Here is a 14,106-nt window from a genome sequence, read left to right as displayed (position 1 = left end):
AGATTTGAGCGACCCAGCGGTGCTGGATCGCTCTCTTTGGTCAGCGCATGTCAGCCGATACCCAGCTTCTTGGTCACTTCGGCGACATTGGTCTTATTGGCCAGAAGTGCGGGAACATAGGTTTCTCGTGGCAGCGTCTGCCCTGCCAGAAGCTTGGCCACGTTGCGGATCGCGGTACGCCCGATTTCAGCCGGCTGCTGGGCGACATCGGCGCCGGCGGGGGATTTCGGATCGGCGATAAGTTGCAGCACTTCGGGGCTGCCATCGACGCCGTAGGTGCGAATTTCCGTTCGACCAGCAGCGACGAGTGCCTGGGTGGCGCCGAGCTGGGGGATATCCCAGGCCGACCAGATCGCCTTGATCGAACCTTTTTCCGGATATTTGTTCAGGATCGCAGTGATCTGCGTGAAGGCGTCTTGCACGGTGTTGGGGATCACATCGCGCAGTTCCGGCTGAAGGATTTTCACCTTGGGGAAATATTTGACCACATTGACCAGCTGGTCGTAGCGGATCGCGCAGGGGGTGACGCCATAGAAGCCGTTGAAGACAACGATGTTGCCTTCGCCGCCGATGTCGGAAACCAGCTGCAGCGCCAGATCCTTGCCGATGCCCCAGTTGTCGGAGGTGGTGTTGTTGATGGAATTGGTCGAGCCGACATCGACAGTCAGAACTGGAATGCCGGCGTCACGCGCCTTCTTCAGCCACGGATCGATGACGCTCAGCGTGCCCAGGATCTGGACGATCGCATCCGGCTTCTGGGCGATCAGCGTCTGCAGTTGCGACACCAGTTTGCCGTCGTTGCGTCCGGCATCGACGGCGATTGGTTCGCCGCCCAGCCGCTTCACCTCGTCGATCTGGGCATTGTAGGCCTGCAGATCGAAAAAGTGATCGGTTCCAGTCGCGCTGATGGCAATGCGCTTGCCCTTGAGAGAGAGTTCCTCATCGGCGGCCTGGACCGATTTCTGACCAAGCAGCGAAGCGCCCGTGACGGCGACCCCGGCCAATGCCGACAATTTCAAAAGCTCCCGTCTTCCCAGGCCGGTATTCGAATTTTCGATCGTCATGACAATCCCTCCGATTTGCGATTTGTCCATAAACTAAGTGGACTATTCCGAAAGAGAAGAAATGGGTTTCCAAAAAACCGCTCACATAGAGCAAAGAGTGAATGGAAGGGATCGGCATTTGGTTAGGATATTGATGCGACGCCTCGCCTTGGCAGAGGGACTGGGAGTTGCGTTCCGACCCAAGGACCGGAATCTTGTTTGAATTCGGCATTATCGGTGGCGGCGGTGTTGCAGGGATAAAGCGGGCCGGCAGATCTTTTCGAATCCATGCAGGACCGCAGAAGGAACATCCTTCATTCAAAGCCTAAAATAGAATACTAAATCGCTAGATATTATTGATCGTTACGCGCAAAACGATACCCTTATTCCAGTTCAAAACCGCTGGAATTTAAAAATGACATATCGCAAATATTTGCTCGGCACGTTCGTTGCGTTGGCTGCTGCCGTGAGCGTTTCCGCCGTGGCGATCGCCGCTGACACGCCCGTCAAAGGTGGTACGCTGATCTATCTGGAGCAGCAGGCGCACACGAACCTCTATCCCCCGGCGGGCGGCTTTTATCCCAATGGCGGTATCCTGAACCAGATCACCGACAAGCTGACCTACCAGAACCCACAGACGCTTGAGATCGAGCCGTGGATCGCCCAGTCCTGGGAGGTGAATGCGGATGCTACGCAATATACCTTCAAGCTGCGTCCCGGCGTGACCTTCTCCGACGGTACGCCGGTCGATGCGGCGGCGGTTGCGAAGAACTTCGATGTCTACGGTCTCGGCGACAAGACCCTGAAATATCCGGTATCCGAGGTCGTCAACAATTATGACCGCAGCGAAGTGGTCGATCCGCTGACCGTGAAGTTCTATTTCAAGAAGCCGTCCCCTGGCTTCCTGCAAGGCACATCCGTCATTGGTTCGGGCCTTGTTTCGCTGAAGACACTTTCTCTTCCCTTCGATCAGCTGGGCGATGCCACGAAGATCACCGGCTCCGGCCCCTTTGTGGTGGCGAGCGAAACGCTGGGCAAGGAACTGACCCTCAAGGCACGTCAGGAATACAATTGGGGGCCGGCCAAGTTCGAGCACCAGGGCCGTGCCTATCTGGACGGCATCAAATACATCGTGACCGGTGAAGACAGCGTCCGTATCGGCGCGCTTCTGGCGGGACAGGCGCATTTCATTCGGCAGGTGCAGGCTTATGACGAGCCTCAGGTCGAGGCCCAGGGTTTCAAGATCTATGCACCCAGCACCCGCGGTGTGAACAACAGCATCGTCTTCCGCCCTGATAACCAGCTTGTTTCCGACGTTCGGGTGCGCAAGGCGCTGAGCCTCGCGACAAACCGCAAAGAGATCGTCTCCACCCTTTTCTCCAAGAACTATCCGATCGCCACGTCTGTCATCGCGTCCACAGCCATTGGCTACAAGGACAATTCTGCACTGCTTGCCTTTGATCTGGACAAGGCCAAGAAGCTCTTGGATGAGGCCGGTTACGTTCCGGGCGCGGATGGTACGCGGGAAAAGGACGGCAAGAAGCTGATCCTTACCGCCTATGAATCGCTGCCTCAGCCGCAAAACCGCGCCACGCTCCAGTTGATTTCTCAGCAATGGGCCAAAGTTGGCGTCAAGCTCAACGTGCTGGCGGGTGACGCGGGCAGCCGCACGGTCGATGATCTCGATCCGCAGAAGACCCCGGTGTCGCCGGGCATGGTCGGTCGCGCCGATCCTGACGTCATAAAGAGCCAGTTCTATCCGAAAAACCGCGACGTCCTGCGCCAGAAGGGCGGCGGCAGCGATAAGGTGCAGTCATTTGTCGATGACAAGCTGAACGGGATTCTGGACGAGATCGCCTCGCAGCCGGACAACCAGAAGCGCCTCCAGGCCGTTGCCGATGCGCAAACCTATCTGCTGGAGCAGGCCTACACGATCCCGATCTTCGAAGAGCCGCAGGCTTTCGCGGGCGCTTCGAACGTCAAGGGTGTCTCTTTCGAGGCTGTCGGTCGTCCGAGCTTCTACAACGTCTGGCTGGCAAAATAATGGCTGAAGCGGTGGCGCGGGATCTGTGCCGCCGCTTTGCCACTTGGAGGGAGACCCGCTGATGACGCGCTATGTTTTGAGCCGGATCGGACAGGCACTGCTGGTGTTGTGGGCAGCGTTTACGCTGTCCTTCATTCTTTTGCAGGCCATGCCCGGCGATGCCGTTCTCATCAAGTTCCTGAGCCCCGATTATGGTTTGAGCCCGGAACAGATCCAGGCTATCCGGGAGGCCTATGCCGTCGATGGGTCACTGCCGACGCAGTATCTGCGGACGCTGGTCAATTTCCTCACGGGGAACTTCGGCTATTCCATCCAGGCAGGCGTCCCCGTCTCAGCACAGCTCGCCACCAATCTGCCGCCAACGTTGACGTTGGCCTCCCTCGGCTTTGTGGCAGCAGTCACCCTTGCCGTGACCGTAGCAGCGCTCTCGGCGCTTGCGCCCTTCGCATGGCTCAGAAACCTCGTTCATTCCGTTCCGTCGCTGCTCATCTCCGTGCCGGTCTTCTGGCTGGGCATCATGCTGATCCAGATCTTCTCCTTCCGGCTGAAGCTGGTATCGGTCATCAATCCCGGCCCTTGGGAAAGCCTTGTTCTGCCGGTCGCAACGCTTGCCGTTCCCATTGCGGCACCCCTGGCGCAGATCCTCATCCGCAGCATTGATGAAATTCGCACCCGTCCCTTCATTGCCGTTGCGGTCGCCAAGGGCGCGACCCAGCGCAGAATTCTCTGGCGACATGTGGCTGGCAACGCCATCCTTCCGGCGTTGACCATTGCGGGTGTGCTGTTCGGGGAGCTCATCGCCGGAGCCGTCGTGACTGAAACGGTCTTCGGTTTGAACGGCATCGGCATCCTCACCGAAAAGGCCGTGAGCAATCAGGATCTGTCCGTTCTGCAAGCGATCGTGGTGATCTCAGCAGCGGCCTTTGTCACGATCAATCTCCTGGTCGACTTCCTCTATCCCATTCTCGATCCGCGCCTGAGAACACGCAGTGGAGCCACAGCATGACCACTCTCGAAACCACCACTGGTCTTGAGCAGCAGCACGTCTCCCAGGCAGCCGGAGCCGGACAATCGCGACTGCCAAAGTTCCGGCTGAAGCGTATTTCGTTCGGCCTGCTTCTCGCCTGGCTGATTATTGGCACGGCCCTGCTCTGGGCTGTCGCCCCCGGTCTTTTCACCGGCTATAATCCGGTTGAAGGCTTGCCGGGTGGCCAGCTGAAAGCGCCGTCTGCGCTGCATCTGCTGGGCACGGATTCGCTGGGGCGTGATCTGTTTGCCCGCATTGTTTATGGTTCTGTTCATTCTTTGTCGGGAGCCGTTGCTGCTGTTGCGGTGGGTCTTCTCGCTGGTACAAGCCTTGGCCTCGTCGCCGGTTCAACCGGCGGCCGGATCGACGCCGTCATCATGCGCTTCGTCGATGTCTTGCTTGCGATACCGACACTGCTTCTCTCGCTCAGCATCATCATCCTGCTCGGCTTCGGCACGATCAATGCGGCTATTGCCGTGGGGGCAACCTCGATTGCGGGCTTTGCCCGCCTTACGCGCTCAGAAGTCGTGCGCGTGCGCCGGGCGGAGTATGTCGAAGCCGCCTTTGGCAGCGGCGGCACGTTCTGGAACGTCTTGCGCCGTCACATTCTGCCGAATTCGCTGAACTCGGTGATTGCCTATACGGCCGTACAGTTCGGCTGGGCTATCCTGCAGCTCTCCACTCTTGGCTTTCTGGGTTACGGTGCGCCGCCACCCACACCGGAATGGGGCCTGTTGATTGCTGAAGGCCGCAATTATCTCGCCACCGCCTGGTGGCTGACCGCCGCCCCCGGTTTTGTCGTCGTCGCGGTCGTGCTGTCTGCCAACCGCATCAGCCAGTCGATCGGGAGAACGCGATGACAAACTCAAACCAATCCGTTCTGGAAGTCCGCAATCTCAGTATTTCCTACGGTGATGGCGATCGTCGGAATGGTGTTGTCCACGATGTCTCCTTCTCGGTCGCAGCCGGTGAGGTGGTCGCACTTGTTGGCGAAAGCGGCTCGGGAAAGACGACGACGGCGCAATCGGTTCTGGGGCTTCTGGCAGGCTCCGGCCGGGTCGATGCAGGCTCGATCCTCCTCAACGGTGAAGACATTTCCCGCTGGAACGAAAAACGCCTGCGCGGCATTCGCGGCCCCGTCGTCAGCCTCATTCCGCAGGACCCGTCCAACTCGCTGAACCCGGTGCTCGCCGTGGGCACACAGGTGCGCGAAATTCTGGAAATCCATGGACGCCTCAGCCGCAAAGAGGCTGACCGGCGCGTGATCGAGCTTCTCACCCATGTTGGCCTGCCGGAGCCGGAACTGAGGGCAAGGCAATACCCGCACGAACTTTCGGGCGGCATGAAGCAGCGCGTGCTGATCGCCATTGCCATTGCGCTCAAACCGGCGCTCATTATTGCCGATGAGCCCACCTCGGCGCTTGATGTCACCGTGCAGCGGCGCATTCTGGACCTGATCGATGATCTTCGGCGCGAACACGGCACATCGCTTCTGCTGGTCACGCATGATCTGGGTATCGCAGCCGACCGCTCTGACCGGCTGGTGGTGCTGCAAAACGGGCGCATTCAGGAAGAGGGGCCAACGCCTGCAGTCCTGGCTGCGCCGAAAAGCGCCTATACACGCAAGCTGCTTTCCGATGCCCCGTCGCTTGCTGTTAAAACGAACCGGCCGGCGCTGGATCTGAGCAAGCCGGAACTGGTAACGGTTACCGGGTTGACGATCGACTTTGATCTCCCCGGCAGACAACGGTTCCGCGCCGTGGATGGTGTTTCATTCTCTGTCCCTCAGGGTAGCACGCATGCCATCGTCGGCGAATCCGGTTCCGGCAAAACCACGACCATTCGTGCCATCTCAGGATTCCAGAAGGCGAGTGGCGGAGGCATCCGGATTGGAGAGACGGATGTTGCCAGCCTGACCTCCGGTACGCTGCGGCCGTTCCGGCGCAAGGTTCAGCTCGTCTACCAGAACCCGTGGGGCTCGCTCGACCCGAAGCAGACGATTTTCTCGATTGTGGAAGAGCCGCTTTTGAACTTCGATCCGCTGCCGAAGCCGGAACGGGCCAGCCGTGTCGAAGCCATTATAGAGCGTGTCGGCCTGCCCACCTCCGTTCTCTCCCGCCTGCCGCATGCGCTTTCCGGCGGGCAGCGTCAGCGCGTGGCCATTGCCCGCGCGCTGGTTCTGGAACCCGAAGTCGTCGTGCTGGATGAAGCCGTCTCCGCGCTCGACGTGACGGTTCAGGCGCAAATTCTTTCGCTGCTTGGCGAATTGCAGCGGGATCTTGGCCTCACTTACCTCTTCGTGTCGCATGATCTCGCGGTTGTGCGACAGATCGCGGACACCGTCTCCGTTCTGCATAACGGCAGACAGGTGGATTATGGGCCGGTCGAACAGATCTTCGAGCGCCCGACGAGCGACTACACGCGAGAACTCATCGAGGCCGTTCCCGGTCGCAAATTCCCGCACCATCTTCACATCGCAGCACAGGCAGCCGGACAGGTATCATGAGCGAGCATCCGACCCAAAAACGACTTGGCTTCTTCACGCGCCTTCTGGATGATGTCGGTCCCGGCGAACGTTATCGCCTCGCTGAGGCGCAGATCGTTCATGCGGAAGCCAATGGCTTCGACAGCGCCTGGATCGCGCAGCACCATTTTCACGCGGACGAAGGCGGCCTGCCTTCCCCCACCGCATTCCTGGCTTATGTCGCGGCACATACGTCGCGCATCCGGCTTGGTACGGGCGTCATCACGCTGCCCCTGGAAAACCCCTTGCGCGTGGCGGAGGATACAGCGGTGACCGATCTGCTATCGGGCGGTCGCCTCGAAGTCGGCTTCGGCACAGGCGGCACGCGGGAATCCTTTGAGGCGTTCGGCATTTCAGCTGACAAGCGCGGCGACGTCTATGCGCAATATCTCGATATCGTCCGCAAGGCCTGGGGCGGTGAGGCTCTTGGCGGCGGCAACCGCCTCTACCCCAGCGCGCCGCATTTGCTGGATCGGATTTGGCTTGCCACCTTCTCCGCCAATGGCGCAAGGCTTGCCGGCGAGACGGGGGACGGCTTGATGCTGTCGCGCACCCAGCCGCGTCCGGCCGACAATCCGGATGCACGCCTGGATGAACTGCAAAATCCGATGATCGATCTCTATCTTGCAGCACTTCCGGAAGGTCGCAAACCCCGCATTCTGGGATCGCGCAGCCTGTTTGTGGCGGATGACCGCAAGCAGGCGCTAAAGCTCGCCGAAGCAGGGTTGACCCGTGTTGCCGATCGCTTCGCCGCCGCTGGCCACCGCATTCAAGGCCGCAGCCTGGACGATCTGATCAAGGCGCTCGACAGCCATGTCGGCACGCCGGATGATGTGATCGCCACGCTGAAGGCAGATAGTGCGCTGGCCCGCACCACCGATCTCGTCTTCCAGGTTCATTCGATTGACCCGCCGCACGAATACATCCTGCGCTCGATCGAATTGATCGCAGCCGAAGTCGCTCCCGCCCTTGGCTGGAGTCCGGAAACCGCCCCGAACCGGATTGCCGCGGAATAAAACGCAAGAAAGCAGAACGCATGACTGATACAATTCCTGATATTATCGACCATCTGGCGGGCATTTCCCCCGGTTCGGCGGGAGACACACTTCGCGCCCGGCGTCCGGTGACGAAAGAAGGCGCTCAAGCCAGCTGGCTTGCACTGTTTGCGCCTTCGGATGCCGGAGAGTTTTCGCTTGCCGAGCGTTTTGCGCTCGCCACTTTCGTTGCGATCCTCCACGGACAGGCAGAGATTGCCGCCTTCTATGCCAAGAAACTTGAGAATGAACCAAATGGGACGGCACTTCGCCCTGCCGTTGAAGCTGCCGCAGCCTATGGCGTGACGGAAGGGCCGTATGGGCATTATCCAAAAGGCCCTCTGTCCAACGAGGATCAGGATGGTTTGATCTACCGCGTGAACGACGGTGAACGCGCCATTCTTGGCGAAAAGCTCTCAGCGCTTTTTGAACACACACATCTTTTGGTTCTGCGCCCACGCGATGCAGAGCCCCAGGCCCTTTCGAAACTGCTGCAAGCCGGCTGGAGTACAACTGCCATTGTTACCGCCTCGCAGCTCGTCGCCTTTCTTGCCTTCCAGATCCGCGTTATCGCCGGTCTGAAGGTGCTCAACGCCGCCTGACCGGAGAGCCATCATGACCGACACGATCATTGAACCGAAGGTCGAAAACGCGCCAAACGTGTTCACGCAAGCCCAGATCGGCTGGACGCCATGGCTTCAGCCTTTGACGGCAGACGAGCTGACCGAGCGTCATTACGAAGCGCTGGTAGACCGGGCGCGGGCTTCCTCTCCCTATTTCGCGCTGCTGGTACGCGACCCGGATATTCTGGAAGCACGCACCAAGACCGACAAGGACATTTTCTACAATGTCGCGGACGGCCTGCCGCGCGCCGAACGGGAACTCGCCGCCACCGCTGCATCCCGCTCGAATGGCTGCATTTTCTGCGCCTCGGTCCATTCGCGCTTCGCCACCCATCATACCGAACACAAGGCGGAAGTGCAGAAGCTTCTCGATGAAGGCGTTTCTGCCGATCTTGGCGAGCGCTGGAATGCGATTGTCGCAGCGACCGTTGCTCTGACCGCGACGCCACCTGCCTTCACGGCCGATCATGCGGAGCGCCTGCGCAAGGCGGGCCTTTCGGACGACGAGATTTCCGATGTGATCCATGGCGGTGCCTTCTTCAACTGGGCAAACCGGCTGATGCTCTCGCTTGGCGAGCCAACTCCGGCAGCGTAGTCGGTCTGCTTTTACAGGTCTCATATTTGCGCCACCGCGCGGATTTTCTGCGAGGTGGTGCCCATGATTTTGAACATGAACGAAGGAAATCCGACGTGACCCATCCGGTTCTCGGCATCGACCATACATTCCTGCTGGTCAACGACCTCGACAAAAGCGCGGACCTTTATCGCCGGCTCGGCTTCACAATTTCTCCTCGCGGTCTGCACAGTGCCGAAAAGGGAACGGCCAACCATACCATCGTCTTTCAACGGGACTATCTGGAACTGCTGGGTGTCGTCTCGGAGACGCCGGGAAACCTTCCCCAGCGCCAGCTTCTTGCGCAACAGGGCGAAGGGCTGCAGGCCGTTGCCAACCGGACGCGCAGCGCCGATGATGCCAAGCCCGCTTTGAAAGCGCTTGGTATCGAAACGGGAGAGGTCAGCGCCTTCTCGCGACCGCTTCCGCTCCCGAACGGAGGATCGGGCGTAGCCGCTTTCCGCACCCTGGTGTTCAACCCGCTCCAGGTTCCGCTTGGGTACTTCTTTCTCTGTGAACAGCAGACGCCGGACATGGTCTGGCGGCCTGAATTGCAGGAGCATGCCAATGGCGCGAACGGGCTGGCGGCCATCATCGCCGTTGTCGATGCTCCCCTGACGACAGCACAAACATATGGCGGCTTTTATGCCAAAGGCGCAGTTGCAGCACAGGACGGTGGTTACAGAGTTTCGACGGGAGACATTTCGGCAGCGCTGGAATTCTATTCACCGGAAGTTTTCGCGGCACGCTTTCCGGGTGAGGACCTGAGCGCCTTCGCCGAAGACCGCTATGCGGCGCTCAGCCTCTATACTGAAGACCTAGAAAGGACAAAGGCCACTCTTGCCACCAGCAGTCTTCCGTTCCTTGCAACCGACAGGAATACCGTCGTTGTGAGCCCCAAATATACCAGCGGTGTCGTATTGGAGTTCCTGCGCGGCTGACGCGAAAAGGGTTGGCCTGACATTCTCCAGCTGTCATCTCCAGAGCCATTCATGGATCCCACCCGCGGGAACGGGATCCATTGAGAGGAAAAAGTGTAAGCAGTCCGCGAACCTAATACTCTGCTATACATTGATCTTGTAGCCAAGATCGATTTCATTTGCGGGCACACCGCGGAGCCCCCAATTGACCGGCTCGACCTCGATGAGGATCACCTTGATATCATCGGTAGGCACGTCGAAGGCTGCCAGCTCTTTCGCAATCGACGCATACAGTCGCCTCTTTGCGTCCAGCGACCTTCCGGCAAACAGAGTGATTTCTATGACGAGGTACTTCTCGCCCCTGTTCGGGGGCGAGATCATCGTGTCGTCTTCGTATTCGATCAACCTGACGCATCGATCATGATCAGGTATCTGCAGACCCGCCAGAAGCCCACGTTGCACCGCTTCGATCACCTCAAGGCGACGGTCGCCAATCCAGCCCCTTCGCGTTTCAATGCGTGTTGCAGGCATGCGGTCTCTCCCGATTGGCGATTTTAGCTCTTGAGCCATGCGCGCGATAGGTTGCCGCCCAGACCTTCGGCACCCTGCGCATAATCGCGAACCCTGATACTTCCGACGACCGGCTGGATCGGTGAGACCAGGTTGATGACCGGCAGGTCACGCGCAATGATGACTTGAAAATCCTTGAAGTACATGGCGCGCTTGTCGAGATCCGGCTCTGCCGAGGCAGCTTCCAGCAGGCGATCCACCTCCGGATTTTCGTAGTGGCTGGCATTCGAGAACGGCAAACCGATCTTGAAATTCTTGCTCCAGTAGACGCGCTGGACACCTGCAGTCGGATCAAAGGTATTCGACAGCGATTCCACCGAAAGATCCCAGGCACGATCCGTGTAGACAACCTTGACATAGGTGGCAAAGTCAAACTTCTGGATATCAGGATCGATGCCGATCTTCTGGAGCGCCTGTGCGATGAAGTCGGAATATGTTTGCGGATTGAACGGGTTGGTTGTCACACGAAGCTTGAAGCGCTTTCCACCCTCCTTGCGCGGGAAACCTGCTCATCCAGGAGCTTTTCAGCAAGCTTCGTATCGAACGTCGCAAAGGGAATATCCGGGTTGTGGAACTTGCCCAAGCCAGGGCTGATCGGCGTCGGGGAGGGAATGGCATAGCCATAGAGAACGACGTTGATCAGCGCCTTGATATCGATGGCGTGCGCGATGGCCTGACGGACCTTCAACTCCTTGAGGTAAGGGTTTTCCAGATTGATCACCAGCTGGTTCTGCTGCCCGGCATAGGCATATATGCGATCGTCCACATTCAGCGTCTTGATCGCTTTCAGCCGTTCCAGGTCCGCCAGCGGAACGGGATTGGGACCGATATCAGCCTCGCCGGTTTCAAGCGCGGCAGCGCGTGCACCGGCATCATTGATCAGCCGAATGATGACACGGTCGAGATAGGGACGCGGCGCATCCCAGTAGTTCGGATTCTTCTCTAGCAGAAGATGACTTCCCGGCACCCATTCCTTCAGAACGAAAGGACCCGTTCCGATAATCTGCTCCGGCTTCGGGTTGTCGGTCGGCTTGAACGTCTCGAAGATGTGTTTCGGCACGATTGGCGATTCCGACCCGGCCAGCGCCGTGATCAATCCCGGCGAAGGCTTGGCGAGCTTAAACTTCGCGACGAGCGGGTCGGAACTGTCGACCTCGACGACCTGCGCGAAGATCGCTCGGCCGCGCGGATGTGCTTCCTTCAGGCGAAAGATCGTAAAGGCGACATCAGCCGATGTCAGGGGCTTGCCGTCATGGAATTTGACGCCTTCACGCAGCCTGAAGACATATTCGAGCCCATCCGGTGAAATCGTCCACTCTTTGGCCAAGGACGGCTTTGGGGTCAGGTCATAGTCATAGGTCAACAATCCATCGAAAATCTTGGAGCCAATGAACTGCGGGCCACCTGCGCTGGTGTTGATCGCGACAAGCTGGGTTGGTTCCGGAAAATAGACAAGCTTCAGCGTGCCGCCGGCTACAGGCGCTTCAGAGGCGGCAAAGCCTCCGCCAGGCGTGGCGACGAATGCCCCTGCTGCAAGGGCGATCTTGTGAAAATCACGACGGGAGAGGGTCAAGAGTGCAATCCTTGATGTTGATGGCAGGATGAGCGCCGGACGCCTGAAGAACCTTCAGCCATTGAACACGCATCATGTCGGCAGCCGCAAAAGGAGGTTCGGAGGGCAAACGGTTGCCCGTCCGCTCCAGTCAAAACGGCAGTGAGGTTGTCGGAACTGATTGACGCCCGGCACACGGCCCGAGCGATATAAACTGCTGGATCAGGCCGCGTCGGCAGTCGTGGCTGTGGACTGGCGATGATCCACGGTGCCGACCACCTCCGTGCCACGCTTCAAGAGGTTGAGAATGGGGCAGAATTTTTCCACCGCCGCAGTGACCTTGGCGATCTGTTCGGCGGTGGCTGATGAGACCAGTGTCACTGTATAGGCTAAGTCATGCGGATAGACGGGGATCGCTTCATATCCATCCGATCCTCCGCGCGGATCAATGACAGCGAAAACCTCCGCCTCCAGTGACTTCAGTGGGACGCCCTGATCTGCCGCATGGATGAGATAGGTATGGGTTAGGCAGCTGGACAAAGCACCCAGCAACAGTTCTGGAGAGGAGGGTCCGAGATTGTACCCTGCAAAGTCGGCGGGACTATCCGTAATGACCTGAAAATCACGAATGCGAATCCGTCGCACGCCGCTACGCCCTTCTGCGGTCGCGCCAGCCTTGAGCGTCACAGGGCCCGCATCGCCGCTCTGTATGCGCCCGCGGCGAGCCAGCACCGCATCTCTCTTCTGGCTCAGATACTCATTTAACGTCGTCACGCATTCTCTCCAAGTTCGCTGTAAACAACACGATGCTTCCGTCCGATGCCGAAGATTGTTCCAAGCAAACCAGCTGTCAAAAGAAGTGCCTGCAGGGATTGGGGAACCTCAACAGATGAGAAAGCAAAACCGATCGTTGCCCCAAGAAGAAAAAGTACGACAAGCGTGACCCGGCAAAGCGGAACATGACTTGCCAGCCTCTTCAAACTTATTTTGGCGATCTGCATATTGTTCCCCATGAAGAAAAAGTCCGCGCCCAGTCCCGAATCCTTTCCGGCACATGACCTCGGCACCAGCGACTTGCCACCGATACGTCATAGTCTCGGACAACACCCGCGCTTAATCAAAGGCGAGAAATGTTCGTTCAGTATGGCTCCGAAAACAGCTTCCTAAATATTCATCAAAATTGTAGAAAATTATTCGGTGCTATGTTTCGCTCCCATCGCTACATTGGGTTGGACGTAAAGAGGCTGCGGGGGCATCGTAACGTTAACCGGAGATCGATCGAAATGTGGGATCTGGCTGCATGACCAAATCTAGCCGTGATCCACTTTATCGTCGCCACCGATTTCCCGCTGAGGTGATTGCCCATGCAGTTTAGCTGTATTTCCGGTTTCCGCTCAGCCTGCGGATGGTCGAGGATCTGCTGGCAGCGCGTGGCATCATCATCTCTCATCAACCCGTGCGGCTGTGGGTGAAGAAATTCGGTAGACATTTTGCCAACGATATCCAGAAGAGTTCCGTTGGCAGGCTCGGGGACAAATGGCATCTCGATGAGGTTGTCATCACCATCGGTGGAAGGAAGCACTGGCTGTGGCGCGCCGTTGATCAGGATGGCTTTGCTTTCGACAAGGTGGTGTAAAGCCGCCGCAATACCAAGGCGGCAAAACGTTTGATGCGCAAGCTCCTGAAAGCCTAAGGACACGCGCCGCGCGTGATGATCACCGACAAATTCCGATCTTATGGTGCAGCAAAGCGGGGGGCATGCCTGGCGTCGAGCATCGTTCTCACAAGGGATTGAACAATCGGACGGAAAACTCTCATCAACCCGTCCGACGACAGGAAAGGATCCTGAAGCGCTTCAAGTCAATACGACATCTTCAGCGTTTCGTTTCCATCCATGACCCGATCAACAACCTTTTTCACATTCCCCGCCACGATATTCCAACCAGTCACCATCGCGAACTGCGAATAGCAAGCATGGGACCAAATCGCGCGCCTTCACGCGGCATGAACTAATTTCTCACGCCAAGATGTTACGTTCAAGCCGGTAAGTTTACTGTGCCAGTCGGAGATAGCGACGAATGATGCGCTTCAAGTTCATGCGACAATGTCAGCGTTTCGTATCACCTCGCGGCCAGATCGCCAATCTTGTTCTTCGT

General features: G+C 58.3%; 12 protein-coding genes and 2 pseudogenes. 9 read left to right on the top strand and 5 right to left on the bottom strand.

What is annotated here, in order from left to right:
- Positions 1-50: 50 nt before the first annotated feature.
- Positions 51-1,064, bottom strand: a complete 1,014-nt coding sequence (locus Q2T52_RS11050) for a sugar ABC transporter substrate-binding protein (RefSeq protein ID WP_302076799.1) — start codon at positions 1,062-1,064, stop codon at positions 51-53.
- Between the two features lie 394 nt (positions 1,065-1,458).
- Between Q2T52_RS11050 and Q2T52_RS11045 the strand changes: the two genes are divergently transcribed.
- The 8 genes from Q2T52_RS11045 to Q2T52_RS11010 all read left to right on the top strand — a co-directional run bounded on the left by Q2T52_RS11045 (position 1,459) and on the right by Q2T52_RS11010 (position 9,849).
- Positions 1,459-3,087 carry a TIGR04028 family ABC transporter substrate-binding protein gene (locus Q2T52_RS11045; RefSeq protein WP_302076798.1) on the top strand — a complete coding sequence of 543 codons (1,629 nt, stop codon included), beginning with the start codon at positions 1,459-1,461 and terminating at the stop codon, positions 3,085-3,087.
- Positions 3,088-3,148: 61 nt separating this feature from the next.
- Positions 3,149-4,093, top strand: a complete 945-nt coding sequence (locus tag Q2T52_RS11040) for an ABC transporter permease (RefSeq protein WP_302076797.1) — start codon at positions 3,149-3,151, stop codon at positions 4,091-4,093.
- Positions 4,090-4,974 (top strand): ABC transporter permease, encoded by an 885-nt coding sequence (locus tag Q2T52_RS11035; RefSeq protein WP_302076796.1) that lies wholly within the window; start codon positions 4,090-4,092, stop codon positions 4,972-4,974. Before Q2T52_RS11040 ends, Q2T52_RS11035 begins: the two co-directional genes overlap by 4 nt.
- Positions 4,971-6,620: a dipeptide ABC transporter ATP-binding protein gene (locus Q2T52_RS11030; protein ID WP_302076795.1), complete on the top strand. Its 1,650-nt coding sequence runs from the start codon at positions 4,971-4,973 to the stop codon at positions 6,618-6,620. The genes Q2T52_RS11035 and Q2T52_RS11030 overlap by 4 nt, the downstream gene beginning before the upstream one ends.
- Complete coding sequence (locus tag Q2T52_RS11025) at positions 6,617-7,654, top strand: putative FMN-dependent luciferase-like monooxygenase (protein ID WP_302076794.1); 1,038 nt, start codon at positions 6,617-6,619, stop codon at positions 7,652-7,654. Before Q2T52_RS11030 ends, Q2T52_RS11025 begins: the two co-directional genes overlap by 4 nt.
- Before the next feature lie 20 nt (positions 7,655-7,674).
- A complete protein-coding gene (locus Q2T52_RS11020) occupies positions 7,675-8,274 on the top strand; it encodes a CMD domain protein (protein WP_302076793.1) in 600 nt (199 codons plus the stop codon).
- A 13-nt stretch (positions 8,275-8,287) separates the two neighbouring features.
- Positions 8,288-8,890: an alkylhydroperoxidase domain protein gene (locus Q2T52_RS11015; RefSeq protein ID WP_302076792.1), complete on the top strand. Its 603-nt coding sequence runs from the start codon at positions 8,288-8,290 to the stop codon at positions 8,888-8,890.
- A 95-nt stretch (positions 8,891-8,985) separates the two neighbouring features.
- On the top strand, positions 8,986-9,849 hold the full coding sequence (locus Q2T52_RS11010) for a VOC family protein (protein WP_302076791.1): 864 nt from the start codon (positions 8,986-8,988) through the stop codon (positions 9,847-9,849).
- A 123-nt stretch (positions 9,850-9,972) separates the two neighbouring features.
- Here the strand turns inward: Q2T52_RS11010 and Q2T52_RS11005 are convergent, their stop codons facing one another.
- The 4 genes and pseudogenes from Q2T52_RS11005 to Q2T52_RS10990 form a co-directional block, all read right to left on the bottom strand.
- Entirely contained in the window at positions 9,973-10,359 is a 387-nt protein-coding gene (locus Q2T52_RS11005; RefSeq protein WP_302076790.1) for a tautomerase family protein, read from the bottom strand.
- 23 nt (positions 10,360-10,382) lie between these two features.
- A pseudogene (locus Q2T52_RS11000) lies at positions 10,383-11,971 on the bottom strand (ABC transporter substrate-binding protein).
- 201 nt (positions 11,972-12,172) lie between these two features.
- A complete protein-coding gene (locus Q2T52_RS10995) occupies positions 12,173-12,724 on the bottom strand; it encodes an OsmC family protein (RefSeq protein WP_302076789.1) in 552 nt (183 codons plus the stop codon).
- Positions 12,721-12,951 carry a hypothetical protein gene (locus Q2T52_RS10990; RefSeq protein WP_302076788.1) on the bottom strand — a complete coding sequence of 77 codons (231 nt, stop codon included), beginning with the start codon at positions 12,949-12,951 and terminating at the stop codon, positions 12,721-12,723. Before Q2T52_RS10990 ends, Q2T52_RS10995 begins: the two co-directional genes overlap by 4 nt.
- Before the next feature lie 299 nt (positions 12,952-13,250).
- On the opposite strand from Q2T52_RS10990, the pseudogene Q2T52_RS10985 reads away from it, so the two are divergent.
- Positions 13,251-13,963 (top strand): annotated as a pseudogene (locus Q2T52_RS10985) (IS6 family transposase).
- Positions 13,964-14,106 lie beyond the last annotated feature (143 nt).

Source organism: Rhizobium oryzicola (assembly GCF_030504645.1).
Taxonomy (GTDB): Bacteria; Pseudomonadota; Alphaproteobacteria; order Rhizobiales; family Rhizobiaceae; genus Neorhizobium; species Neorhizobium oryzicola.
This window is presented reverse-complemented; position numbering and strand designations above follow the sequence as displayed.